General features: G+C 63.7%; 18 protein-coding genes. 9 read left to right on the top strand and 9 right to left on the bottom strand.

Going from position 1 to position 21,454, the window contains the following annotated elements; all coding sequences use genetic code 11:
- Positions 1 to 68: 68 nt before the first annotated feature.
- The 5 genes from Q1L59_RS03155 (at position 69) to Q1L59_RS03175 (ending at position 6,635) form a co-directional block, all read left to right on the top strand.
- Complete coding sequence (locus tag Q1L59_RS03155) at positions 69 to 1,523, top strand: SPOR domain-containing protein (RefSeq protein WP_300327913.1); 1,455 nt, start codon at positions 69 to 71, stop codon at positions 1,521 to 1,523.
- 84 nt (positions 1,524 to 1,607) lie between these two features.
- Positions 1,608 to 3,560 (top strand): malonate decarboxylase subunit alpha, encoded by a 1,953-nt coding sequence (locus tag Q1L59_RS03160; protein WP_300327915.1) that lies wholly within the window; start codon positions 1,608 to 1,610, stop codon positions 3,558 to 3,560.
- A 69-nt stretch (positions 3,561 to 3,629) separates the two neighbouring features.
- Positions 3,630 to 4,358: an SDR family NAD(P)-dependent oxidoreductase gene (locus Q1L59_RS03165; RefSeq protein WP_366145619.1), complete on the top strand. Its 729-nt coding sequence runs from the start codon at positions 3,630 to 3,632 to the stop codon at positions 4,356 to 4,358.
- 184 nt (positions 4,359 to 4,542) lie between these two features.
- Positions 4,543 to 5,130, top strand: a complete 588-nt coding sequence (locus Q1L59_RS03170; RefSeq protein ID WP_300327917.1) for a TRAP transporter small permease subunit — start codon at positions 4,543 to 4,545, stop codon at positions 5,128 to 5,130.
- Positions 5,130 to 6,635, top strand: coding sequence for a TRAP transporter large permease subunit (locus Q1L59_RS03175; protein WP_300327919.1), 1,506 nt, complete (start codon positions 5,130 to 5,132; stop codon positions 6,633 to 6,635). Before Q1L59_RS03170 ends, Q1L59_RS03175 begins: the two co-directional genes overlap by 1 nt.
- A 221-nt stretch (positions 6,636 to 6,856) precedes the next feature.
- Here the strand turns inward: Q1L59_RS03175 and Q1L59_RS03180 are convergent, their stop codons facing one another.
- The gene (locus tag Q1L59_RS03180) at positions 6,857 to 7,936 is read right to left on the bottom strand and encodes a TRAP transporter substrate-binding protein (RefSeq protein ID WP_300327921.1); all 1,080 of its coding nucleotides are present in this window, start codon (positions 7,934 to 7,936) and stop codon (positions 6,857 to 6,859) included.
- A gap of 208 nt (positions 7,937 to 8,144) precedes the next feature.
- Positions 8,145 to 9,518, bottom strand: coding sequence for a metalloprotease PmbA (gene pmbA, locus Q1L59_RS03185; protein WP_300327923.1), 1,374 nt, complete (start codon positions 9,516 to 9,518; stop codon positions 8,145 to 8,147).
- 109 nt (positions 9,519 to 9,627) lie between these two features.
- On the opposite strand from pmbA, the gene yjgA reads away from it, so the two are divergent.
- Positions 9,628 to 10,167: a ribosome biogenesis factor YjgA gene (yjgA, locus tag Q1L59_RS03190; protein WP_300327925.1), complete on the top strand. Its 540-nt coding sequence runs from the start codon at positions 9,628 to 9,630 to the stop codon at positions 10,165 to 10,167.
- Entirely contained in the window at positions 10,142 to 10,744 is a 603-nt protein-coding gene (gene mog, locus Q1L59_RS03195; protein WP_300327927.1) for a molybdopterin adenylyltransferase, read from the top strand. Before yjgA ends, mog begins: the two co-directional genes overlap by 26 nt.
- A gap of 22 nt (positions 10,745 to 10,766) precedes the next feature.
- Here mog and Q1L59_RS03200 read toward each other — a convergent pair whose 3' ends face one another.
- A complete protein-coding gene (locus tag Q1L59_RS03200) occupies positions 10,767 to 12,296 on the bottom strand; it encodes a hypothetical protein (protein ID WP_300327929.1) in 1,530 nt (509 codons plus the stop codon).
- Positions 12,297 to 12,627: 331 nt separating this feature from the next.
- On the opposite strand from Q1L59_RS03200, the gene gltX reads away from it, so the two are divergent.
- Together gltX and Q1L59_RS03210 are read left to right on the top strand one after the other, a co-directional pair.
- Complete coding sequence (gltX, locus tag Q1L59_RS03205) at positions 12,628 to 14,034, top strand: glutamate--tRNA ligase (RefSeq protein WP_300327931.1); 1,407 nt, start codon at positions 12,628 to 12,630, stop codon at positions 14,032 to 14,034.
- A 150-nt stretch (positions 14,035 to 14,184) separates the two neighbouring features.
- Positions 14,185 to 15,630, top strand: a complete 1,446-nt coding sequence (locus Q1L59_RS03210) for a response regulator (protein ID WP_300327933.1) — start codon at positions 14,185 to 14,187, stop codon at positions 15,628 to 15,630.
- Between the two features lie 38 nt (positions 15,631 to 15,668).
- On the opposite strand, the gene Q1L59_RS03215 is transcribed toward Q1L59_RS03210, so the two are convergent.
- From Q1L59_RS03215 to Q1L59_RS03240, 6 genes are all read right to left on the bottom strand, one after another.
- On the bottom strand, positions 15,669 to 16,169 hold the full coding sequence (locus Q1L59_RS03215; RefSeq protein WP_311098425.1) for a low molecular weight protein-tyrosine-phosphatase: 501 nt from the start codon (positions 16,167 to 16,169) through the stop codon (positions 15,669 to 15,671).
- A gap of 17 nt (positions 16,170 to 16,186) precedes the next feature.
- A complete protein-coding gene (locus tag Q1L59_RS03220) occupies positions 16,187 to 16,774 on the bottom strand; it encodes a peptide deformylase (RefSeq protein WP_300327935.1) in 588 nt (195 codons plus the stop codon).
- Positions 16,767 to 17,513: an S-methyl-5'-thioinosine phosphorylase gene (locus Q1L59_RS03225; RefSeq protein WP_300327937.1), complete on the bottom strand. Its 747-nt coding sequence runs from the start codon at positions 17,511 to 17,513 to the stop codon at positions 16,767 to 16,769. The genes Q1L59_RS03220 and Q1L59_RS03225 overlap by 8 nt, the downstream gene beginning before the upstream one ends.
- 3 nt (positions 17,514 to 17,516) lie before the next feature.
- Entirely contained in the window at positions 17,517 to 18,062 is a 546-nt protein-coding gene (locus tag Q1L59_RS03230) for a hypoxanthine-guanine phosphoribosyltransferase (RefSeq protein ID WP_300327974.1), read from the bottom strand.
- Between the two features lie 70 nt (positions 18,063 to 18,132).
- The gene (ligA, locus tag Q1L59_RS03235) at positions 18,133 to 20,181 is read right to left on the bottom strand and encodes an NAD-dependent DNA ligase LigA (protein ID WP_300327939.1); all 2,049 of its coding nucleotides are present in this window, start codon (positions 20,179 to 20,181) and stop codon (positions 18,133 to 18,135) included.
- Positions 20,182 to 20,198: 17 nt separating this feature from the next.
- The gene (locus Q1L59_RS03240) at positions 20,199 to 21,446 is read right to left on the bottom strand and encodes a cell division protein ZipA C-terminal FtsZ-binding domain-containing protein (protein WP_300327941.1); all 1,248 of its coding nucleotides are present in this window, start codon (positions 21,444 to 21,446) and stop codon (positions 20,199 to 20,201) included.
- Positions 21,447 to 21,454: the final 8 nt, after the last annotated feature.

Raw genomic sequence — 21,454 nt, forward strand, 5'->3', positions numbered from 1 at the left:
GCGGCCCAAATGCCCTGCTACAATCCGCTGGCGGTCTTGTACAACCATAACAGTAGAGGAGACGAACCATGACCAATACCGCTCAACTGACTGTTGCGCAGGATGTCCAGCCAGAGCATGCCGCCGTTCTCGCGGCGCCCGAACCATCCGACTCAGCGGTGGGTGAGATTCCCGCCATTCAGCCCAGAATGGCCGAGCTGCTGGAACTGACCCGGTCCACCGACGGCAGCTTGACGCCAAAGGAGATCAACGCACAGCTTGATCGGGTGCTGCGCGACTACGATGAACTGACGGCCCTGTACGCGGACAATAATCGCCGTATCGACGCTGCGCTGAGCGAACTCCGCCAGGCGGGCGGCGAGGTGTCGAGCCAGGTGCACCGACTAGCGGCCGACCTGCAACAGCAAAGCCTCTCGCTCAGTTCGCATGCCACGGCCAGCGAACGGCAGATCGCCACCTTGCGCGGCGAAACGCAGAACTGGCTGGCTGACACCGCGCACGGCTGGGAAGCTCGCTTCACCAGCAGCAATGCGCGCGTCAGCCACGAGGTCGAGCGCCTCGATAGCGACATCGCCGCGCTCGCCGGACTGTTCAAAGCACAAGAGCAGATCATCGCCGAGCAGCGTCGGCGCCTCGACCAGTTCGACGTCACGTGCGAACTCCTCGATACCGCAACGCGCGGCAACAAGAGCCGCATTGAGGCGGTGCGCGAGCAGGCGGAGAAGCAGCACACGATCGTCGAAGCACGGATCGATGGCCTCGGCGCACTGCAGCGTGAGCACTACACCGAATTCCAGTCGCTACAGGGCCTGGTCGGCGTCCTACGCGCGGAAACGCAACGCCTGGATTCGGCCATCGGCGAGGTAGCGACCGCACTCGCTAGCCACGCCGGGGAGACGCGCGACGGTTTCAGGAAGACGCATCTGGCGATCGCCGGCCTGCTGCTGTTGACCCTGGCGGGTTTCGCGCTGGTCAAGTGGGCGCCTGCTTTCGCCCCGGCAAGCACAGAAGCGCTCGTAGCGAAGAGCGAGGCCCGGATGGCTGAAGTCGGAACTCATCTCGCGGCACTGGCGGCTGGCGAGGAAACCCGGCGACAAAACGAGACCGAGCAACAGGCGCGGATCGCGTTGGTGGCCGACAAGGTTGCCGACCTCGAGAAGAGCCTTGGCGAGCTGCGTGCTGCACTGGCCAACGCACCTGCCCTGGGCAACGGGCCGCGCGTGCTGCACGATCGCCAATGGCTGCTCCAGCAATCGCCGAAAGCCTACACCGTACAGTTGGTGCTCTCGCCCAGTCAGGCCGACATGGCGCGTTTTGTCGACCGCAACATCAGGCATCTGGCGCGCAGTTCACTCGCTTTCGCGGCCACCGAGTACCAGCAACGTGAGCACTACAGTCTATTCCTCGGCGCCTTCGATACGGTAGGCCAGGCACGCGCTGCGATTGCCGCTCTGCCCCCCGACCTACGTGCCAACCAGCCGTGGGTACGTCAGTTCCAGTCGATCCAAGCTTCACTACACTAAAGGCCCGACGCCGACTGCTCACCGGCACGCGGCGAGCAGTCGGCGAGCACGCAGAGTGAGACGAAGGGCTCGTAGGAAACACCGATGCGCAGCAAGATTGTTACTGCCGATGAAGCGATTGCCCTGATTCGAGACGGCGATACGCTGGCGAGCACGGGCTTCGTCCAGACCGGCTTTGCCGAAGCCCTGCTGTCGGCACTCGAACGTCGCTTTCTCGCCACCGGCAGCCCAAGGAACCTGACCTTGTTCGCGGCGGCCGGCCAGGGCGACGGCAATACGCTGGGGCTCAATCACCTGGGGCACGAAGGGCTGCTGCGCCGTGTGGTCGCCGGCCACTGGGGCCGCATGCCGAAGGTGGCCGAACTCGCCCTGGCCAACCGAATCCAGGCGTATAACCTGCCGCAGGGGATCATCTGCCAATTGTTCCGCGATCTGGCTGGCGGCAAGCCCGGTTCATTCTCCAAGGTCGGACTGCACACCTTCGTCGATCCGCGCTACGGCGGCGGGCGAATCAATGCCGCGACGACCCGAGACATCGTCAAACTCGTCGAGGTCGATGGCGAGGAATGGCTCTTCTACAAGGTTGGCCGGGTAAACGTCGCTTTTGTCCGCGGAACCACGGCGGACACCTTCGGCAACATCACGATGGAACGTGAAGCGCTGACGCTGAACAATCTCGCGATGGCCATGGCAGCCAAGAATAGCAACGGCATCGTCATGGCGCAGGTCGAGCGAATTGCCGAACGCAACGGACTGGCGCCGCGCCAGGTCAAGATCCCGGGAATCCTCGTCGACTGCGTAGTCGTCGCCGAAGCAGCGCAGCACATGCAAACCCTGGCCACGCCGTACAGCGCCGCCTACGCCGGAGAGTTTCGCGTGCCCGCAGCGAGTCTGGTGTCCACGCCACTGACCGAGCGCAAGATCATCGCCCGCCGTGCAGCCTTTGAACTGCCGCCGAATGGCATCATCAATCTCGGCGTCGGGATGCCTGAGGGCGTCTCGGCGGTGGCCAACGAGGAGCGTATTTCGCACCTGCTGACGCTGACCGTCGAATCCGGTCTGATCGGCGGAATCCCGGCTAGCGGCGGCAACTTCGGCACCGGGGTCAACATGGATGCGGTGATCGACGAAAATCAGCAGTTCGACTTCTACGACGGAGGAGGTCTCGACATGGCGTGCCTCGGCATGGCCCAATGCGATGCTGCCGGCAACGTCGATGTCAGCCGTTACGGCGGGCGACTCACCGGCGCCGGCGGCTTCATCAACATCAGCCAGAACGCTCGGCGCGTCGTTTTCGTCGGCACCTTTACCGGCAAGGGCCTGCAAATCGCGGTCGATGACGGCAAGTTGCGAATAGTGCAGGAAGGCAGCCAGCGCAAGTTTCTCCGCCAGGTCGAACAGATCACTTTCAACGGCCAATACGCCTACGATCGCGGCAAGCCAGTGTATTACATCACCGAACGCTGCGTGTTTCGCCGCGTTCGCCGAGGCTTGGCGCTGATCGAGGTGGCGCCCGGCATCGATGTCGAGCGCGACATCCTGCAGCATATGGACTTCGCACCGGTCATCGGCGAGTACGGCGAGATGGATGCACGCATCTTCAATCCCAATCCGATGGGTCTGGAAGCTGAACTGCTCAATCTATCGCTGCCGGAAAGGGTAATCTACGATCCGGAGCGCAACATCCTCTTCCTCAACTTCGAAGGGATGCACGTGCGCGTGCTGGAAGACGTCAAGGCAATCTGGGACATCTGCGAGCAGCGCTGTCGCGCAGCCGGCAAACGTGTCGGCGTGATCATCAACTACGACCGCTTCCGGATCAACCAGGACATGTACGACGCCTACGCCGAAATGGATCGCCACTTCCTGGCCAACTACTTCAGCCAGATCACGCGCTACGCGACGAGCGCCTTTCTGCGCGCGAAACTGGGTGAGGCTTTCGCTGCGCGCAGCATCGCACCGCACGTCTTCGAGCGGCGCGAGGAAGCGCAAGCCTTCCTGGCTGCACGCAACGGCGAAGAAGGCCGCGCCAACTAAGGCTGCTTGCCGTCCGACGCGGAGCGTTGCATCATGCGGCTTGGGCAACCACAACCAACGGGAGTAAAAATGATGCTGGCGCAAAAACTTGCCATCGTGACGGGCGCCTCGCGCGGGATTGGTCTGGCGGTCGCGCGTGATCTGGCGGCCGCCGGGTGCCGCGTGCTGATGATCGGGCGTGTCCCCGAGACGATCGACGAGGCTGCTCGGCAGCTCCGCGAGAGCGGTTCCGATGTCGTACCGCACGTCGCCGACATCACCGAACCGAGCGCCGTAGCGGCCCTCGCCGCGCGCGTGCGGCGCGAGTTTGGGCGAGCCGACATCCTGGTCAACAACGCCGGCGTCTTCCTGGAAACCAAGGACTTTGCCCTGCCGCAAGCGGCGAGCGTCTTCGCCGTCGACCCGGAGATCGTGCAGGCGACGCTCGCCTGCAACGCGCTGGCTCCGCTGCGCCTGATCCAGGCGATCGTCCCGATCATGCGCGAAGGCGGCTGGGGCCGCATCGTCAATGTTTCTTCCGGCATGGGGCAACTCGCCGAGATGGAAGGCTTCTGGCCGGGCTACCGGATGTCGAAGGCCGCCCTGAATGCATTGACGCGACTCACCGCCAGGGAGATCGAGGGCAGCCCAATCAAGATCAACTCGGTTTGCCCGGGCTGGTGCCGAACCGACATGGGCGGTCCAAATGCCACGCGCAGCGCAGAAGAGGGCGCAGCCGGAATCGTCTGGGCCGCGCTGCTGCCCGACGACGGGCCGAATGGCGGTTTCTTTCGCGACGGCAAACCAATCCAGTGGTAGGTCGCGGCGCTGCGAAAGGGCACGTTTGACAAGCAAATGTGCCATAATCCGGCGGCCCTATCGGATCGCACCATCACGCTGTCAGGTTTGAGCAGCGCCCCAACGACCGCCCGGACAAGAGGCGGCATGGCGATTCCAGGGCTCTGGAGGAGTGAATGTCCGGCTGCCTGAGGAGGAATGCCCCGTGAATGGTTTGTTGAAGCTTTCCAAGCTGATCGATTGGCTCACCGAGCGCATCGGCAAGAGCATCATCTGGCTCGTACTCATCGTCACCCTGATTGGCGCCGGCAACGCCGTCATGCGCTACACGTTCAACTACAGTTCGAACGCCTTTCTTGAAATCCAGTGGTACATGTTCTCGGCAATCTTTCTCTTCGGCGCCGGCTACACGCTGATGCGCAATGAGCATGTGCGTATCGACCTGATTGCCGGGCGCCTGTCGAAAAGGGCGCAGACCTGGATCGACATCTTCGGAATCATCGTCTTCCTGATGCCGATGGCGATCGCGGTAATGGTCATGTCCTGGCCGATTTTTCTCCTCGCGCTGCAAAACAACGAACAGTCGAGCAATGCTGGCGGCCTTGTCGTCTGGCCGGTTCGCCTGCTCGTTCCGATCGGATTTTTCCTGCTCGTCCTGCAGGGCATTTCAGAGCTGATCAAGCGCATCGGGTTCTTGCTCGGCCGTTGCCCGGATCCGACCGAGAAACCGCGCAAACCGACGCCTGAAGAGGAACTTGCGCTGGCCATCAAGGCCCAGAAGGGAGAACTGTGATGAGCGAATTCCTGATCGCCAACATGGCGCCGATCATCTTCGCTTCGATGGTCGTCTTTCTCCTCGTCGGCTTCCCGGTGTCCTTTGCGTTGGCCGCCAATGGCATCTTTTTCGGCCTGATCGGCATCGAACTCGGCCTGCTCGGGCCACAACTGTTTCAGGCCTTACCTGATCGCATCTTCGGGATCATGAGCAACGATACGCTGCTCGCCATTCCCTTCTTCACGTTCATGGGCCTCATCCTTGAACGCTCGGGAATGGCCGAGGATCTGCTCGACACGATCGGCCAGTTGTTCGGCCCCTTGCGCGGCGGACTCGCTTTTGCCGTGATCCTGGTCGGCGCATTGCTGGCGGCAACGACCGGCGTCGTCGCCGCATCGGTGATTTCGATGGGCCTCATTTCGCTGCCGATCATGCTCCGCTACGGCTATGACAAGAAGCTGGCCAGCGGTGTCATTGCCGCTTCCGGGACGCTGGCGCAGATCATTCCGCCGTCGCTGGTGCTGATCATCATGGCCGACCAGTTGGGCAAGTCGGTCGGCGACATGTATGCCGGTGCGTTCGTCCCCGGCCTCACGCTGACCTTGTTCTATGTCGGGTACGTCGTGCTGGTCGCCATCTTCCGGCCGCGCTGGGTTCCCGCCCTGCCCAGCGAAGCGCGTACGCTGCGTGGCGCCAAGCTCCTGCTGCGCGTGCTGACGACGCTCGTTCCGCCGCTGATGCTGATCTTTCTCGTCCTCGGAACGATTTTCCTGGGTATTGCGACGCCGACCGAGGGCGGCGCGATGGGCGCGACCGGCGCTTTGATCATGGCCCTCGTGCGTCGGCGGCTGAGCTGGGGCCTGCTCAAGCAGGCAATGGAGACAACGGCGAAACTGACCACCTTCGTCGTCTTCATCCTGGTTGGCGCGCGCGTTTTTTCTCTGACCTTCTACGGCGTAGACGGCCACAAATGGGTCGAACATCTGCTCACCGGCTTGCCGGGAGGCGAAATCGGTTTCCTGATCGTAGTCAACGTACTGGTCTTCCTGCTCGCCTTCTTCCTCGATTTCTTCGAACTTTCATTCATCGTCGTGCCCTTGCTCGGACCGGTAGCACAAGCGCTCGGCATCGATCTCATCTGGTTCGGCGTCCTCTTGGCGGTCAACATGCAGACATCATTCATGCACCCGCCCTTTGGTTTTGCCCTCTTCTACCTACGCTCGGTTGCCCCGGCGTCGGTGAAGTCGACCGACATCTACTGGGGTGCGATTCCGTTCGTCTGCATCCAGATCATCATGGTCGGCATTCTCATCTTCTTCCCGCAGTTGGTCACCTTGGGCCTCGACAAGGAAGAGAAGGTCGATCTCGACGCGGTCAAGATCGAAATGCCGACCTCCGACTACGGCACCCCGACAGCCCCATCGTCCGCCGACCTGCAGGACAAACCGACGGGCAGCCCGGAGGGAACGGATGACGCTGGCAAGGCGGTGCTCGAGGCGTTGAAGAGGGATTCCGGAAAATAGGCGGGCACCACGCGGCGCGCGACAGGTGCGGCTTGAAGTCGCACAGGCGAGCCGCGTGACCAGCGAGTTTGCCCCGGACTGTCTCCTCCCGCTGTGACTCAGGCAGGGAGGGGACGAGGGCACGAAAAAACGGAGGCTGAGGCCTCCGTTTTTTCGTCGTTGCGGGCTTAGGCTTCGACGGGTGCAGCCGGGGGCTGCGCCCGCCCGGAACGCTGTGCGGGCTACTTGCGCGTATGCATGAAGTTGGCGTACGCGCCTTCGGCAATGCGGAACCACAGGTTCTGATCGTCCATGAACTTCTTGTAGTCGTCATAGACTTTCTTGAACTCGGCGTTCTTCGCCGAGGTCTCGGCATAAAGCTCCATCGCTGCCTTGTGGCACGCCTCCATCACTTCGCGCGGAAACTGTTTCAACTGCGTTCCCGAGCCAACGAGTTGCTTGAGCGCCGTCGGATTCTTCGCGTCATACTTCGACATCATGTCGACGTGCGCGTCGGCGCAGGCGATCTGTATGATCGACTGATACTCCTTCGGCAGTTCAGCCCACTTCTTGGTGTTGACGTAGGCCGACACTTGTGGCCCGCCCTCCCACCACCCGGGATAGTAGTAGAACTTGGCAACCTTGTTGAAGCCCAGCTTCTGATCGTCGTAGGGGCCGATCCATTCGGCGGCATCGATGGTTCCCTTTTCGAGTGCCGGATAGATGTCGCCACCCGGAATCTGTTGCGGGACAGCACCCAGCTTGCTGAGGACAGCGCCGGCAAAGCCACCGATCCTGATCTTCAACCCCTTCAGGTCGGCCACCGTCTTGATTTCCTTGCGGTACCAGCCGCCCATCTGGGTTCCGGTGTTGCCACACGGAATGGTCAGAATGTTCGACTTGGCAAAGAACTCGCCGAGCAGCTTGGCGCCGTTGCCGTGCCGAATCCACGCATCCATCTGGCGGTTGGTCATCCCGAAGGGGACGGCCGTCTCCAGCGCATAAGTCGGATCCTTGCCAAAGAAGTAGTAGGACACCGTATGACCCATCTCGACCGTACCGTCCTTGACCGCGTCGAAGACCGCCGGGCCGGGAACAATCTCGCCGCCCGCGAAGACCTGGATCTGGAATTTCCCGCCGGTCGCCTCGGCGACCCGCCGCGCCATGTGTTCAGCGCCGCCGTAGATCGTGTCGAGGCTCTTCGGAAAGCTCGAAGCCAGGCGCCACTTGATCGTTGGCGCATTCTGGGCAATCGCCGGCATGGCCAAGCTTCCAGCCGCCAGACCGACGCCGGCATTTTTCAGGAACGAACGTCTTTCCACGATTTGTCTCCTATAAGGTTGTTGTAGACGAGTTGCGCGCAGATTATAGCGAAATCAGTCGTGTATGGATAATGGTCTTGCCCTGGTCGGGGGTGCGAGCAAGCCTCGCCACGCATCAAGCGGGGCGTTTGCTCGCCCGCTGCTGGGCGGATCGCGCAGAACCAACGGGAAACTATCGGCAAGGCCGACCGATCGGGCCAGTATCGAGCTACTTGCCGGCAACCTTCATCTGTTCGATGAGGAGCGAGCCGACCTGTTTCGAGCCTCTGATCAGCACATCGTTGCCGACGGCCGCGACGTTCCGGAACATCTCGATCAGGTTCCCGGCAATGGTGATTTCTTCGACCGGGTAAGCGATCTCACCGTTCTCGACCCAGTAACCGGCGGCTCCGCGCGAATAGTCGCCGGTGACATAATTGACCCCATGGCCGAGCAGATCGGTGACCAGCAGGCCACGGTTCATCTTCTTGAGCAAGCCATTGAAATCGCGCTTACCGGGTCGTACGACGAGGTTATGGCAACCGCCGGCGTTGCCGGTCGTCGGCAGACCCAGCTTGCGCCCGGTATAAGCGCTCAGAAAGTACCCTTGCAAGCGCCCGCCCTCGACCACCTCGCGCGCGCGCGTTGCCACGCCATCACTATCGAAATAGGTGCTGGCCAGCGCTTTCGCCAGATGGGGCCGCTCGCTGATCTGTACCTTGCGCGAAAAGACGCGTTTGCCCAGCCGGTCGACGAGGAACGATGTCTTGCGATACAGGCTGCCGCCGCTGGCCGCATGTACGAAGTGGCCGATCAAGGACGAGGCCAGCGGCGCCTCGAAGAGCACCGGCACCCGACAGGTCTTGATCTTGCGTGCGCCGAGGCGGGCCACCGCGCGTCGCGCAGCTTGTTCGCCGATCGCCTCGGGCGATCCGATGGTCTGCGCGTCGCGCGCAATGGCAAACCACTCGTCCCGCTGCATCTGCTCGCTCTTGCCGGCAATGACCGAACACGCCAGATAATGGCGCGATGTCGGAAAGCCACCGATGAAGCCGAGACTGTTGGCCGAAACGAACTGGCCTTCCTGGATCGATACGGTTGCCCCTTCCGAATTGCTGATCTGCGGGCTGAATGCGAAAGCCGCCTGCTCGCAGCGCTGCGCCAGCTCAACCGCCCCTTCGACCGAAAGCGACCAGGGATGATAGAGGTCGAGCGACGGCAGGCGGGAGCAGTCGATGGCCAGCAGTTCCGGTTCGGGCAGACCGGCGCAAGCGTCGGATGCGGTGAAGCGGGCAATGTTGAGCGCCGCGTCTACCGTCTCGCGCAGCGCCGTCGTGGAAAACACCGAGGTGCTTGCCTGACCCTTGCGCTGCCCGAGATAGACGGTGAGCGAAATCGCTTTGTCGCGATTGAACTCGATGGTTTCGACCGCCCCGCAGCGGACGGTGACCGACTGTCCGAAACCATCCGAAACATCCACCTCGCAGGCGCTCGCCCCCTGCCGCTCGGCGTAGGCGAGAACCTCGCGGGCAAGTTCCTGCAGCGTGGCGAAAGGGTAGCTGAAACGAGACTGGCGGCCAGCGGCCGGAGTGGCATCGGACATGAGATCGGTGGCCAGCGGAGAAAGCCGCTATCATAGCAGTTCCCCCCGGAGCGCAACCGCCTCGCACGCAGCCGCCAGGCTCTCCTCCGGCCAGCCGGAAAAGACGCCGATGAATTTACCCGAACAAGAATCAGTCCCGCTGTCCAAGACACGCCGCAAGCGGATGATGGAGGATCTGCAGGCGCTTGGCGAACAACTCGTCGAGTTGTCGGCTGAGCGCCTGCAGCGAATGCAACTGCCGGAAGACTTGCGCATTGCCGTCGACGCGGCACGCGGCATGCTGCGGCACAATGACGCCCGGCGAAGACAAATGCAGTTCATTGGTCGCCTGATGCGGCAGGTCGATGCCGAACCGCTGCGGCAGGCGCTGGCCGTTGTGCGCGGCGATGCGGCTTGCGAAGTGGCGCGTCAGCACCGGATCGAGCAACTGCGGGCCGATATTCTGGCCGACGAGCGGACGCTGCAACGCCTGGCCAACGAGTTCCCGGCACTCGACATCCAGCGTTTGCGTTCGCTGCGCCGCTCAGCCCTGCTCGAACAGGCACAGGACAAGCCGCCGCGCAGCTTCCGAGCCCTTTATCGTGAGTTGCGGGAACTGGCGCCCGCTGATCTGGAGACGGTCAATGACGAAAACGACGAGCACCGCTGAGTTGCTGATCGGGCTGGTATCGATCAGCGACCGCGCATCACAGGGGGTATATGCGGACGAAGGGATTCCCGCCCTCGAAGCGTGGTTGAGCAGCGCGCTCGCCAGCCCGTGGCGCAGCGAGCAACGCCTGATCGCAGACGACCGCCCGTCGATCGAACGAGTCTTGGTCGAACTGGTCGATCACCTAGGCTGCCACCTCGTTCTGACCACCGGCGGCACCGGACCGACCAGGCGTGACGTCACACCGGAGGCGACCCTGGCCATTGCCGACAAGGTCTTGCCGGGTTTCGGCGAGGAAATGCGGCGGATCAGCCGTCACTTCGTGCCCACCGCGATCCTCTCGCGGCAAGTCGCAGTGGTTCGCGGTCAGACCCTGATCATCAACCTGCCGGGGCAACCCAAGGCAATCCGGGAAACGCTCGAAGGTGTGCGAGCGAACGATGGACGCATCATCGTGGATGGGATCTTTGCTGCGGTGCCCTACTGTCTCGATCTGATCGGCGGCCCCTTCGTCGAAACCCTGGAGCAGGTCGTCAAGGCATTCCGGCCAAAATCTGCCACGCGCGGCAAGAGTTGACCTGACGCCAGGCGATCGCGAGCTAACTCGCCTCGTCGTTGAAGCGAGCAAGCTCGTAGTCCGCGCCGCTTTCCTCCAGTTCAACCGGAAGCAACCGGTGAACCTGCCCGCCGTGCGCAAACTCCAGGTTCTCGCGCACGTTGAAGCTGCCAAGGGGGAGGACAATGCGGAGCACCGCAGGCTCGCCCTGAGCCGGCAACCAGATGCCGGGGATCGCGGTAGCGGCCGAAAAGCCGCTGCGCCGCGGTTGCAGCCGGATACTCAGCGCCTGATTGGAGAGTAACTGGACGCCCAGACTGGCGCGTGCTCCAGGCAGTCGATTGAAGCGCCGGGCGACGCCGAGCAACCAAGTGCTGCTGCCGTCCGGGCGACCGACCAACAACCTGCCCAGTCTTTCCGGGCCACCGGGGTGGTCGGCAAAGCAAGCCTGAAAACCACCGACACTGACGTTCTCAACCACCCAGCTCTCGACCGTTGCCGACTTCTCGGTCAACGCAGCGGCCGGCGCCAGACCCACCGCATAGCAGTCGTCAAAACCGGTAAACACCGACATCCGCGTCTTCACCGCATGCCGCTTGTGTCGCCGCCGTGGCGGCTGCGCGGCCCAGTAGATGTGCAGATGACGCAGGACGGCGAGAACGGCGCGCGCCGGGTATTCGCCGCCCAGATCCAGATCGGTTGGCAGGTCGCCGCGCTCGACCTTGTGCATCAGCTCATCGAGCGACTTCAGGGCGGCCCCCGGCGCGAAGAAACGCAAGCCGGGCCGTGCATTCCCCGGGTGGCGAGCCAGGCGGGTTGGCAGCGAATCGGCCGCCGCGTCAAGCCAATACACGCTGTCCTTGCGGCAATCGGGCGAGAGAACGAAGTTCGGCAAGAAATGCGTAATCAGTCGATCGGCCAGTTCGATCTGGGCCGGTGCCAGACTGTCCATCGACGAGGCAAAGAAAACAATCGCGTGCAGATAAATCTGGCCAGTGCTGGTCAGCCCGCGTTGCGAAGGATAAAGCTGCAGCGGCTTTTGCGCGTGACCGCTCGCTTCGGCGTCGAGGTACGTCTGCCCAAGCCGTCGCCAGACCTCCTGGTCCACCGGGCCATAGCGGTAGGTCAGCCACTTTATTCGCATGTAGTAAGCCGCTTGCGCGCGCGCCATGACCAACGGCAAGGAGGCCTTGAACGCGTCCGCGCCTTTGCTCTTGGCGTCGATGCGGCTCTGTTCGACGCACCCCAAGTACAAGCCGGCAATCAGTTGCCAATAGCCGGAATTCATCACCCACAGGCGCTCCTCCTCCAGCTTGGACAGCGGCTGCTTCATCAGATAGTCACGCGCCAGCCGGCGCAGATGTGGTTGTGCCGCATCGTCGAGCTGACGAAGGACATCGAAGTACTGGTCGAGACGGAACCCGGAACTCTTGCGCAGCGAATCGAACCAGTCCACGATCTCCTCGACCGCCTGCGCCGGCTTCGCCGTCAGCAACTCGGCGAGAGTCTGTTTCAGCTCCTTGGCATCGGCCAGCGGATGATCAGGACGTTGCGGAAAGAATCTTAGGATCATTGACAGCCAGCCTCTTGACAGATCGCGCGAGCCAGACGGACCACAGACGGATCATTGTAAACCAGGACGACCGCAAGTGCCGGTTCGTCTCCGGGCAAACGCATGTCGAATCAGCGACGCACGCCTGGCGGAGAAGTGGCGCGAGCCATCCGAGCAGGTGGCAAGAGCAGCCAGTCGGCAAGCAGCGAGTCGCTGCCGCCTGTGCCAGGCAGCGGCACACCCGGGGATCGGCCCCCCGACGACGACCGGCCACATCGGCAACGCTTCGTCTGGCGGCCTGGACGACTCGCTTCAACTAGAATAGGCGCTTTTCTTTCTGCTGCGAGCTACCATGATCCGTACCCGTTTTGCCCCGTCGCCGACCGGCTTCCTGCATGTCGGCGGAGCCCGTACGGCGCTTTTTTCGTGGGCGTTCGCCCGCCGGCATGGGGGCAGTTTCATCCTCCGCATCGAAGACACCGATCTTGCCCGCTCGACGCCTGAGGCGGTACAGGCGATCCTCGATGGCATGCACTGGCTGGGTCTGAGCTACGACGAGGGTCCGTTCTACCAGACCCAGCGCATGGATCGCTATCGCCAGGTCATCCAGGAAATGCTTGCCGCGGGTACCGCCTACCTGTGTTACACCTCGGCCGAAGAGCTCGCTGAGCTGCGCGATACCCAGCGCGCGCACGGCCTGAAGCCCCGCTACGATGGTCGCTGGCGGCCCGACCCCGGGAAGGATTTGCCGACACCGCCCACCGATGTCCTGCCGGCCGTTCGTTTCCGCAACCCGACGACCGGCGTCGTCGCCTGGGATGACCTGGTCAAGGGTCGCATCGAAATTGCCAATTCCGAACTCGACGACTTGGTCATCGCACGCGCCGACGGAACGCCGACCTACAACTTCTGTGTCGTCGTCGATGACTGGGACATGGCGATCACACACGTCATTCGTGGCGACGATCATGTGAACAATACGCCACGCCAGATCAACATCCTGCAGGCGCTTGGCGCACAGGTGCCGAGCTATGCGCATCTCTCGATGATTCTCGGCAGCGACGCTCAGAAGCTCTCGAAGCGTCACGGCGCGGTCAGCGTCATGCAATACGATCATGCCGGCTACCTGCCGCAGGCCGTCGTGAACTACCTTGCCCGCCTCGGCTGGTCGCACGGCGACGACGAGATATTCTCGGCTCAGCAGTTCTGTCAGTGGTTCGACCTCGATCACATCACACCGTCCGCGGCGCAATTCAACCCCGAGAAACTGGACTGGCTGAATGCCCACTATCTGAAACAGGCTGACAATGGCTACCTGGCGGAGAAGGTGGCCGAACGACTGGCAGCGCGCGCGCTCGCGCTGGGTGACGCCGCACCGCTGACGACCATCGTCGGTGTTTACAAAGAGCGTGTGGTCACACTCAATCAACTGACCGACGCGGTGGCCATTTTTCACGGCGCCCTGCAACCACCAGCAGACCTGGTGAACAAGTACCTGACCGAGGCAGCGCGGCCAGCCCTGCGCGAGTTCACCCGCCGCCTCGCCGACGTCGCTTGGGAGGCTGCGGCAATTGGTGCACTGATTAAGGACTGCGTCGCCAGAAGCGGCATCCGAATGCCGCAACTGGCGATGCCCTTGCGCGTACTCCTCACCGGCCAGGAGCAAACCCCGTCGGTCGATGTCCTGTTGACGCTCTTTGCCCGGCAAACCGCACTCCAGCGCCTGGCAATAATCGCTTCCGGCGAAGGCTCCAGTTGAAATACCGTTGGCATCTTGCCCCTGGCGACGCAGCGGCTGCGTAGCGGCGATTTTCCTGCCGCCGACCTAGCAGGAGTTCAATCAATCGTTTTATCATGCGTGCTGATGGTTTTTTCCAGGAACGCCCGCGCGCCGTGAAGGAGCAGTTCAATGTCGATGAATGAAAACATGCTGCTGGTCGCCGCCGCCGTGTTTGCGGTGTTTCTGGTCGTAAGCTTCTTCATCGCCCGGCGCTCGGCGCGCAAACGGCTGGATCAACGTAGCGACTGGCGGCACATCGAGCCGAGCGAAGCCCGGCCACCAGCCGACGAGGCCCGCCCGACGCCAGGCGTCGCTCCCGAAGAAAGCCGGCCGGAGCCTGCGGCGCAGGAAGCGGCTGCTACGCGCGCGGCTGAAGACGCTGCCCACCGGGAAAGCGAGCGGCAAGCGGCTGAACGACAGGCAAGCGAAGCGCGCGCCGCTGAGGAAGCCGCACGGCGCGAAGCTCAGCGCTTGGCAACCGAGGAAGCCGCACGGCGCGAAGCTCAGCGCTTGGCAACCGAGGAAGCCGCTCGCCGCGAAAGTGAGCGACGTGCCGTGGAACAGGCAGCACGGCTCGCCGCCGAACGGCAGGCGGCCGAACAGCGTGCCGCCGAGGAAGCCGCGCAGCGTGAAGCGCAGCGGCTGGCAGCCGAGGAAGCCGCGCGCCGCGCAAGCGAGCGACGTGCGGCCGATGAGGCAGCACGACAGGCAGCCGAAAAGCGTGCCGCGGAAGAAGCCGCGCAGCGTGAAGCGCAGCGACTGGCCGCCGCTGAAACTGCCCGCCGCGCAAGCGAGCGACGTGCCGCCGAAGAGGCAGCGCGGCTGGCCGCCGAGCGGAAGGCAGCCGAAGCGCGCGCGGCTGAGGAAGCCGCGCAGCGCGAAGCCCGGCGCTTGGCGGCCGAAGAGGCTGCTCGCCGGGACGCTGCTCGACGTGCGGAAGACGAGGCGGCGCGCCGCCGGGCCGCCGAGCGTCAGGCGGCTGAGGAAGCGGCGAGCCGGGCTGCCGCAAGGCGCGCGGCGGATGACGCCGCGCAGCTCGAACGCGAGCGGCGTGCGGTCGCGGAAGCGCTGCGCCAGGAAGAGCAGGAACTGCGCATCATCGAGCAGGCGATCAACCGGGAAAACCAACGCCAGGCGGTGGAAGCCGCCCGACGCCAAGCCCCCGCGCCGCTCACCCACGCTCCCGTGAAGTCGCCGCAGCAAACCGTCGTGATGGTCGCCGACGATTCGCGTGTCGTCCGGGTGAAGACCGGCAGGTTGCTCTCAGCGCACGCCTATCAGGTGCTGACGGCAGAGGATGGCCTGGACGCAGCACGCCAGATCGAAGGCACCGTACCCGACATTCTCGTCACCGACGTCGACATGCCGGGACTGGACGGCTTCCAGCTCAGTCGGCAGGTTCGCGCCGACCCGCGCACCGCACATGTCCCGATCATCATGGTGACCTCCGACAACGACGAGCTACGCAGCCAGGCAGCCGCGGTTGGGGTCAATGTCGTCCTCGGCAAACCGTATCCGGAAGAACTGCTGATCAACCACATCGAGCGCCTGATGATGGCGCAGGCCGGCCGCTAGCCGGCTGCTCAGCGCGTCGACTCGCGGGCGCAGCCGGCTCAGATCTCGCCACGCGCCAGGGCAGCGAGCAAGCCGCTCGCCGCCCGCTCGCACAAAGTGAGCACACGCTCAAAGCCCGATTCCGCGCCGTAATAGGGATCGGGCACCTCGTAGACGCCAAGTTCTGGTGCGTATGCCAGAAACAGGCCGAGGCGCGCTCGACTTTCTTCCGGGCAAATCGATTCAAGCACCGACAGATTGCTGTCGTCCATCGCCAGAACCCGGTCGTAATAGGCGAAATCGGCTTCGACGACCGGCCGCGCACGAATTCCGGACAAATCGTAACCGCCCTTGGCGGCAACCCGTCGAGCACGCGGATCGGGTGGTTCGCCCTTGTGGTAATGGCCGTGTGTCCCGGCCGAAGCAAGCTCGAGGCGGGCGGCCAGGCCGGCGCGCTGCGCCATACCGCGCGTGACGCCCTCGGCGATTGGCGAACGGCAAATGTTGCCCATGCAGACAAAAAGGATGCGATAGCGCGTGTTGGCCGCGTTCATGTTCATCTGGAATCCGTATTGGTCTAATCAGCGGTTGCCGATGCACTCGGCAAGATGGAAGGAGCGGCGGGCGCCGGCCGTCCGTCAGCCGCAAGCTGATCTCCCGGAAAAAGCGCCTCGACAAAGCCAAAGCGTGTGAAGTCGCGCATCCGCATCGGATAGAGCACACCGTCGAGGTGATCGCATTCGTGCTGGACGAGACGCGCGTGGAAACCACCGACCGTTCGCTCGACCGGCCGGCCGTCGGCGTCGAAGCCGGTGTAATGCAGACGGGCTGCGCGCGCGACCCAGCCACGCAAGCCGGGAACCGACAGACAGCCTTCCCAGCCCTCGTCCACCTCGTCGCCAAGAGGGGTCAGCACAGGGTTGGCGAGGACGGTCCAAGGAACTGCCTCGGCGTCCGGATAGCGTGGGTTGTTGCTCACGCCGAAAACGACCAGGCGCAAGTCAACGCCAATTTGCGGCGCCGCCAAGCCAGCTCCGTCAAGCTGCCGCATGGTTTCGCGCAGATCATCGACCAAGGCGTGCAGTTGCCGAGTGCCGAACTCTTCGACCGGCTTCGCCCGGCGCCAGAGGCGCGGATCGCCCATTTTCAGCACCGGCCTAATCATTGTCGGCGAGCATCCGTTCAATCAACGCAAGCACCCGTTGCATGGCCCCATCGAGAACCGCGTTGATCTCGGCAAGACTGATTGCGCGCGGCGGCTGGCCACGCCCAGCCGCGTAGTTGGCGACGACGTTGATCGCCGCATAGGGGACGCCAAGTTCACGCGCCAGCACCGCTTCCGGCATGGCCGTCATGCCCACCACATCGGCCCCATCGCGTTCGAGGCGATTGATCTCGGCCGCCGTTTCCAGACGCGGCCCTTGCGTCGCCGCATACACCGCCGATCCTGCGCAGGGCAGCGACAGAGCCTGCGCCGCCGAAAGCGCTTTCCGGCGGAGCTCTGCGTCATACGGCTGGCTGAAGTCTACGTGCGTGACGGTACTTCCTGGTCCCTCGTGATAGGTCGACGGACGACCCCAGGTATAGTCGATGATCTGATCGGGAAGCACCAGATCGCCTGGGTGAAGATCCGCCCGGATGCCGCCGACTGCGGCAACCGCCAGGATCGCCCGCGCGGCGCCGACCTGACTCAAGGCCCAGACGTTCGCACGATAGTTGACGCGGTGCGGCGGGATATCATGGTCGCTCCCGTGGCGCGCCAGAAAAACGAGGTCACGACCGGCGAGCCGGCCGAAGACCAGCGGCCCCGAGGGATCGCCATAGGGCGTACCGCTTCGCTCACGACGTTCGACCTCGAGCCCAGCGAGTTGACCCAGACGGCTGCCACCGATGATCGCCAGCATCTCTCACTCTCCACGCATGGCATAGATCGCCGGCAGGTTGCGCCAAGCGCCACGAACGTCCATGCCGAAACCGAAGACGAAGCGGTCGGGGACGGCCAGTGCGACGAAATCGGCTTGCGCCGCCTTCTTTCGCCCATTCATTTTCTCGGCGAGCACGGCGGTGTAACAAACCGCCGCGCCGAGCTGCCGCACGCGCTCCTGAATTGCCGCCAGCGTCATTCCCTCGTCCAGAATGTCGTCGATGATCAGTACCGTCCGCCCCAGCAAGGCAAGCGACGGGGCGGCGCGCCACGAGAGTGCGCCGCCCGTCGTCGCTGACCCATAGCGTGTCAGATGGACGTAGTCGAAGTCGAGCGGGAAGCTCAGTTGGGTCAGCAGGTGACCGGCAAAGGGTACGCCGCCGTTGAGGACGCAGAGGACGACCGGATAGCTCTCGGCGAGGCGGGTGCTGATTTCGCGCGCGACGCGATTGACCGCCGCGCTGATCGCGTCGCCATCGTGAATGAGGTCGGCCGTAGCCAGCAGGGCAAGTGCAGCTTGCCGATCCATCAGCATTTCGCCGGTCCTCCTGGCACTCCCGGAACGATAGAACGACCTGCCCGCACCCAGCCCGCAGAAGTCATGGCGAACATCGCTCCTCCTCTGCGCTCGATGCCGGCAGCGCCGGCGCCAGCAACTGCCGCAAGCCACTCTCGTCGATCACTGTGAGACCAAGGCTCTCCGCCTTGCTCAGCTTGCTGCCCGCCTCGCCACCGGCGACGACGAAATCGGTCTTCTTCGACACCGAACTGCTCACCTTGCCACCAGCCGCTTCGATCATCTGGCGCGCCGCCTCGCGCGTCAAGGAGGGCAAGGTTCCAGTCAGCACGAATACCTTGCCGGCGAGCGCGGTGTCAGTGTGTGGCGCAGGCAGGCTGTCGTCCCAGGTGACCCCGGCTTCCTGCAGTTCCCGGATGACCTCGAGGTTGTGCGCCTCGCGGCAGAACTGGCGGATGCACTGGGCCACCGTCGGGCCGACTTCGGGAACGCGCAGCAACTGCGCTTCGTCGGCGGCGAGCAAAGCCTGCAGGCGGCCAAAGTGCCGGGCCAGGTCTCGCGCCGTCGCTTCGCCAACGTTACGCATCCCCAAGGCATAGATGAAGCGCGCCAGCGTCGTTCGCTTGCTGTTCTCGATCGCGGTCAACAGATTGTTGGCCGACTTCTCGGCCATCCGTTCGAGTGCCGCCAGGGCGGGCGGAGCCAGGCGGTAGAGATCGGCTGGCGTGCGCACGATCGACGCCTCGACCAGTTGCTCGACCAGCCTCTCGCCTAGTCCGTCGATGTTCATCGCACGCCGTGAAGCGAAGTGGAGCACCGCCTGTTTGCGCTGCGCCGGGCAAAAGAGCCCGCCGCTGCAGCGAGCAACGGCCTCGCCCTCGGCGCGCACGATGCACGAACCGCATACCGGGCAGCTTTGCGGCATGACGAATTCAGCCGCATTGCGCGGACGCTTTTCCGCCAGGACGCGAACCACCTCGGGAATGACATCGCCAGCCCGCCGGACGACGACCGTGTCACCGACACGCAGGTCCTTGCGCTGGACCTCGTCGGCATTGTGCAGCGTTGCATTGCTCACCGTGACGCCACCGACGAAGACCGGCGCCAGACGCGCAACCGGCGTCAGCGCGCCGGTGCGCCCGACCTGCACGCTGATCTCGAGAATTTCGGTGATCGCTTCTTCAGCCGGAAACTTGTGGGCAATGGCAAAACGCGGCGCACGCGAAGCAAAGCCCAGTTGTTGCTGGGCACGCAGATCATCTACCTTGTAGACGACGCCGTCGATCGCATAGGCGAGTGCCGCCCGGCGCTCGCCAATTTCCCGATAGTAGGCCAGCAGCCCCGCCAGGCCGCTCACCCGGCGCTGCTCGCGGGCCACCGGAAAACCCCAGTCAGCGAGCCACTGGAGGACGGTGCAATGGGCACGCGGCAGGGAAGGTCCATCGTCCGCCGCGATCCCGTAAGCAAAGAAGCGCAAAGGACGCTGCGCGGTGACTCGCGGGTCGAGCTGGCGCAGGCTGCCGGCAGCCGCGTTGCGCGGATTCACGAACTCCTTCTCACCGAGTTCGCGCTGACGCTCGTTCAGGCGCAGAAAATCTGCGCGCAACATCAGCACCTCGCCCCGGACTTCGATCGTCTCGGGCCAGCGAGCGCCGAGCAGGTGTAGCGGAACCGTGCGCAGCGTGCGCAGATTGGCCGTGATGTCCTCACCGATCGCTCCGTCGCCACGCGTTGCGCCGCGCACGAAAACTCCGTTTTCATATAGGAGGGCAACCGCCAGGCCGTCGAACTTGGGTTCAGCCGAATAGGCAACGTCACCGTCGACCGCAAGCGCCTCCCGCACCCGGCGATCGAAAGCGGCGATCTCCTCATCGCTGAACGCGTTGTTCAACGACAGCATCGGCCGGGCATGCGCCACCGGGGCAAATTCGGCGAGCGGAGCCGCACCTACCCTTTGCGTCGGCGAGCTAGCGCTCGCCAACTCGGGATAATCGGCTTCCAGCGCCTGCAGTTCGGCGAACAGGCGATCGTACTCCGCGTCGCTGATCAGCGGCGCGTCGCGTACGTAGTAGCAAACGTTGTGCCGCTCGATCTCGCCGCGCAGGAAGGCCAGGCGCTCGTTGACGTTCATCGCAACTGCCGGAGCTCTCAGGAGAACAGACGCAAGGCCAGCGGGCCACCCGCGGCCAAATGGCGTGCACTCATCGCCGCCTGATATTGCATGACCTGACGGCGAATCGGTTCGAGCGCCTTTTCCGACAACGGATGCCGATTGTCGTCGACCAGTGCGCCGTGCAAGGAGTCGGCAAAACGACGCGCCTGCTCGAACATTTGCGAGAGTACGCTATCGCCGCTGGCGACACAGGGTACGTCGAGCAGAAACGTCACGCCATGCGTCGTCAGGCTCTTCATCGCCTCGGCCGAAAAACCCTTGTCCTCCTGGTTGACCAGATGGTAGAGAACGCTACCGTCATCGTCGCAACGCGCAAAACGACCCGCCGGGTCGATTACCATGCCGGCCGATTCGGCCAACGCGCGCAATTTCGTTCCGGCAAACACCTGTCCCTGGCTGATCACGTTGATGCCGATCTGAATGTCCACTCCGGCACAGAACTGATCCAGTTCGGCAGCGGCCTCCAGTGCGGTTTCGCGTAGCGGCAATTCGGCCAGGCCGCCAAGCTCGGTCGCCAGATCATGCACGGCGACATCGAAGATCGACAGGTCGGAACTGCGCAGCGGTCCCCGCCGGTCGACCATCTGGAGACCGATGCGGACGTGCCGATAGGCGCGATCGCTGTCGTCGGCGATCAAGTCCCACTCGTTCGATTCTTCGTTGTAACCGATCCAGTTGATCGCCTTCTCGATCCGTTGCAGGGCCACGCGTTGCGTCTCGCGCAAGCGATACGCGCCGACCGACGAGGAGAATTCGAGCGCCGCAATATAGTCGATCAGCGGTGAAAGCACGTGCAGCGGTGTACCGATCTCGCGCGGCCCGGGCAGCTCACCAGCACCGACCGTCGCCTCCAGCTCGGGCGAGATGTCGTCCGCCAGAATCACCGGGTCGGACGCGGCAAGAAACGCCGGTATGCGGCCGGTCCCGCTGGTCCGCTCATCGGGCATGCCCTCGGCAGCCGCCGGTTGTCCGCCATCGAGCAGCGGGTCGAAGCGCTCACGACCCTTCCGCGTGTTTGCTCGGGCGGCGGGCTCAGGCTGCGCCGGTGAACTGGCGGGCATCTCGCCAGGCAAGGTCTCGTCGAGCAGGACATCAGCCTGGCGGGCGTTCAATAGCTGCTCGGCCAGCTTGCGGTGCTTGTGCTCCTGCCATTTGTTATAGGCCAGGACAACGATCACGGCGGTCGCGCCAAGGCCCATCAAACCCATTTGCAAATCGGTCATGTCTCTTC

This window comes from Accumulibacter sp. (genome assembly GCF_029255125.1).
Classification (GTDB): domain Bacteria; phylum Pseudomonadota; class Gammaproteobacteria; order Burkholderiales; family Rhodocyclaceae; genus Accumulibacter.

Excerpts from the sequence above, each read along its gene's own strand:
- Q1L59_RS03155 (WP_300327913.1), top strand. The coding sequence starts at position 69 with ATGACCAATACCGCTCAACTGACTGTTGCGCAGGATGTCCAGCCAGAG.
- Q1L59_RS03160 (WP_300327915.1), top strand. The coding sequence starts at position 1,608 with ATGCGCAGCAAGATTGTTACTGCCGATGAAGCGATTGCCCTGATTCGA.
- Q1L59_RS03165 (WP_366145619.1), top strand. The coding sequence starts at position 3,630 with ATGATGCTGGCGCAAAAACTTGCCATCGTGACGGGCGCCTCGCGCGGG.
- Q1L59_RS03175 (WP_300327919.1), top strand. The coding sequence starts at position 5,130 with ATGAGCGAATTCCTGATCGCCAACATGGCGCCGATCATCTTCGCTTCG.
- pmbA (WP_300327923.1), bottom strand. The coding sequence starts at position 9,518 with ATGTCCGATGCCACTCCGGCCGCTGGCCGCCAGTCTCGTTTCAGCTAC.
- yjgA (WP_300327925.1), top strand. The coding sequence starts at position 9,628 with ATGAATTTACCCGAACAAGAATCAGTCCCGCTGTCCAAGACACGCCGC.
- mog (WP_300327927.1), top strand. The coding sequence starts at position 10,142 with ATGACGAAAACGACGAGCACCGCTGAGTTGCTGATCGGGCTGGTATCG.
- Q1L59_RS03200 (WP_300327929.1), bottom strand. The coding sequence starts at position 12,296 with ATGATCCTAAGATTCTTTCCGCAACGTCCTGATCATCCGCTGGCCGAT.
- gltX (WP_300327931.1), top strand. The coding sequence starts at position 12,628 with ATGATCCGTACCCGTTTTGCCCCGTCGCCGACCGGCTTCCTGCATGTC.
- Q1L59_RS03210 (WP_300327933.1), top strand. The coding sequence starts at position 14,185 with ATGTCGATGAATGAAAACATGCTGCTGGTCGCCGCCGCCGTGTTTGCG.
- Q1L59_RS03215 (WP_311098425.1), bottom strand. The coding sequence starts at position 16,169 with ATGAACATGAACGCGGCCAACACGCGCTATCGCATCCTTTTTGTCTGC.
- Q1L59_RS03220 (WP_300327935.1), bottom strand. The coding sequence starts at position 16,774 with ATGATTAGGCCGGTGCTGAAAATGGGCGATCCGCGCCTCTGGCGCCGG.
- Q1L59_RS03225 (WP_300327937.1), bottom strand. The coding sequence starts at position 17,513 with ATGCTGGCGATCATCGGTGGCAGCCGTCTGGGTCAACTCGCTGGGCTC.
- Q1L59_RS03230 (WP_300327974.1), bottom strand. The coding sequence starts at position 18,062 with ATGGATCGGCAAGCTGCACTTGCCCTGCTGGCTACGGCCGACCTCATT.
- ligA (WP_300327939.1), bottom strand. The coding sequence starts at position 20,181 with ATGAACGTCAACGAGCGCCTGGCCTTCCTGCGCGGCGAGATCGAGCGG.
- Q1L59_RS03240 (WP_300327941.1), bottom strand. The coding sequence starts at position 21,446 with ATGACCGATTTGCAAATGGGTTTGATGGGCCTTGGCGCGACCGCCGTG.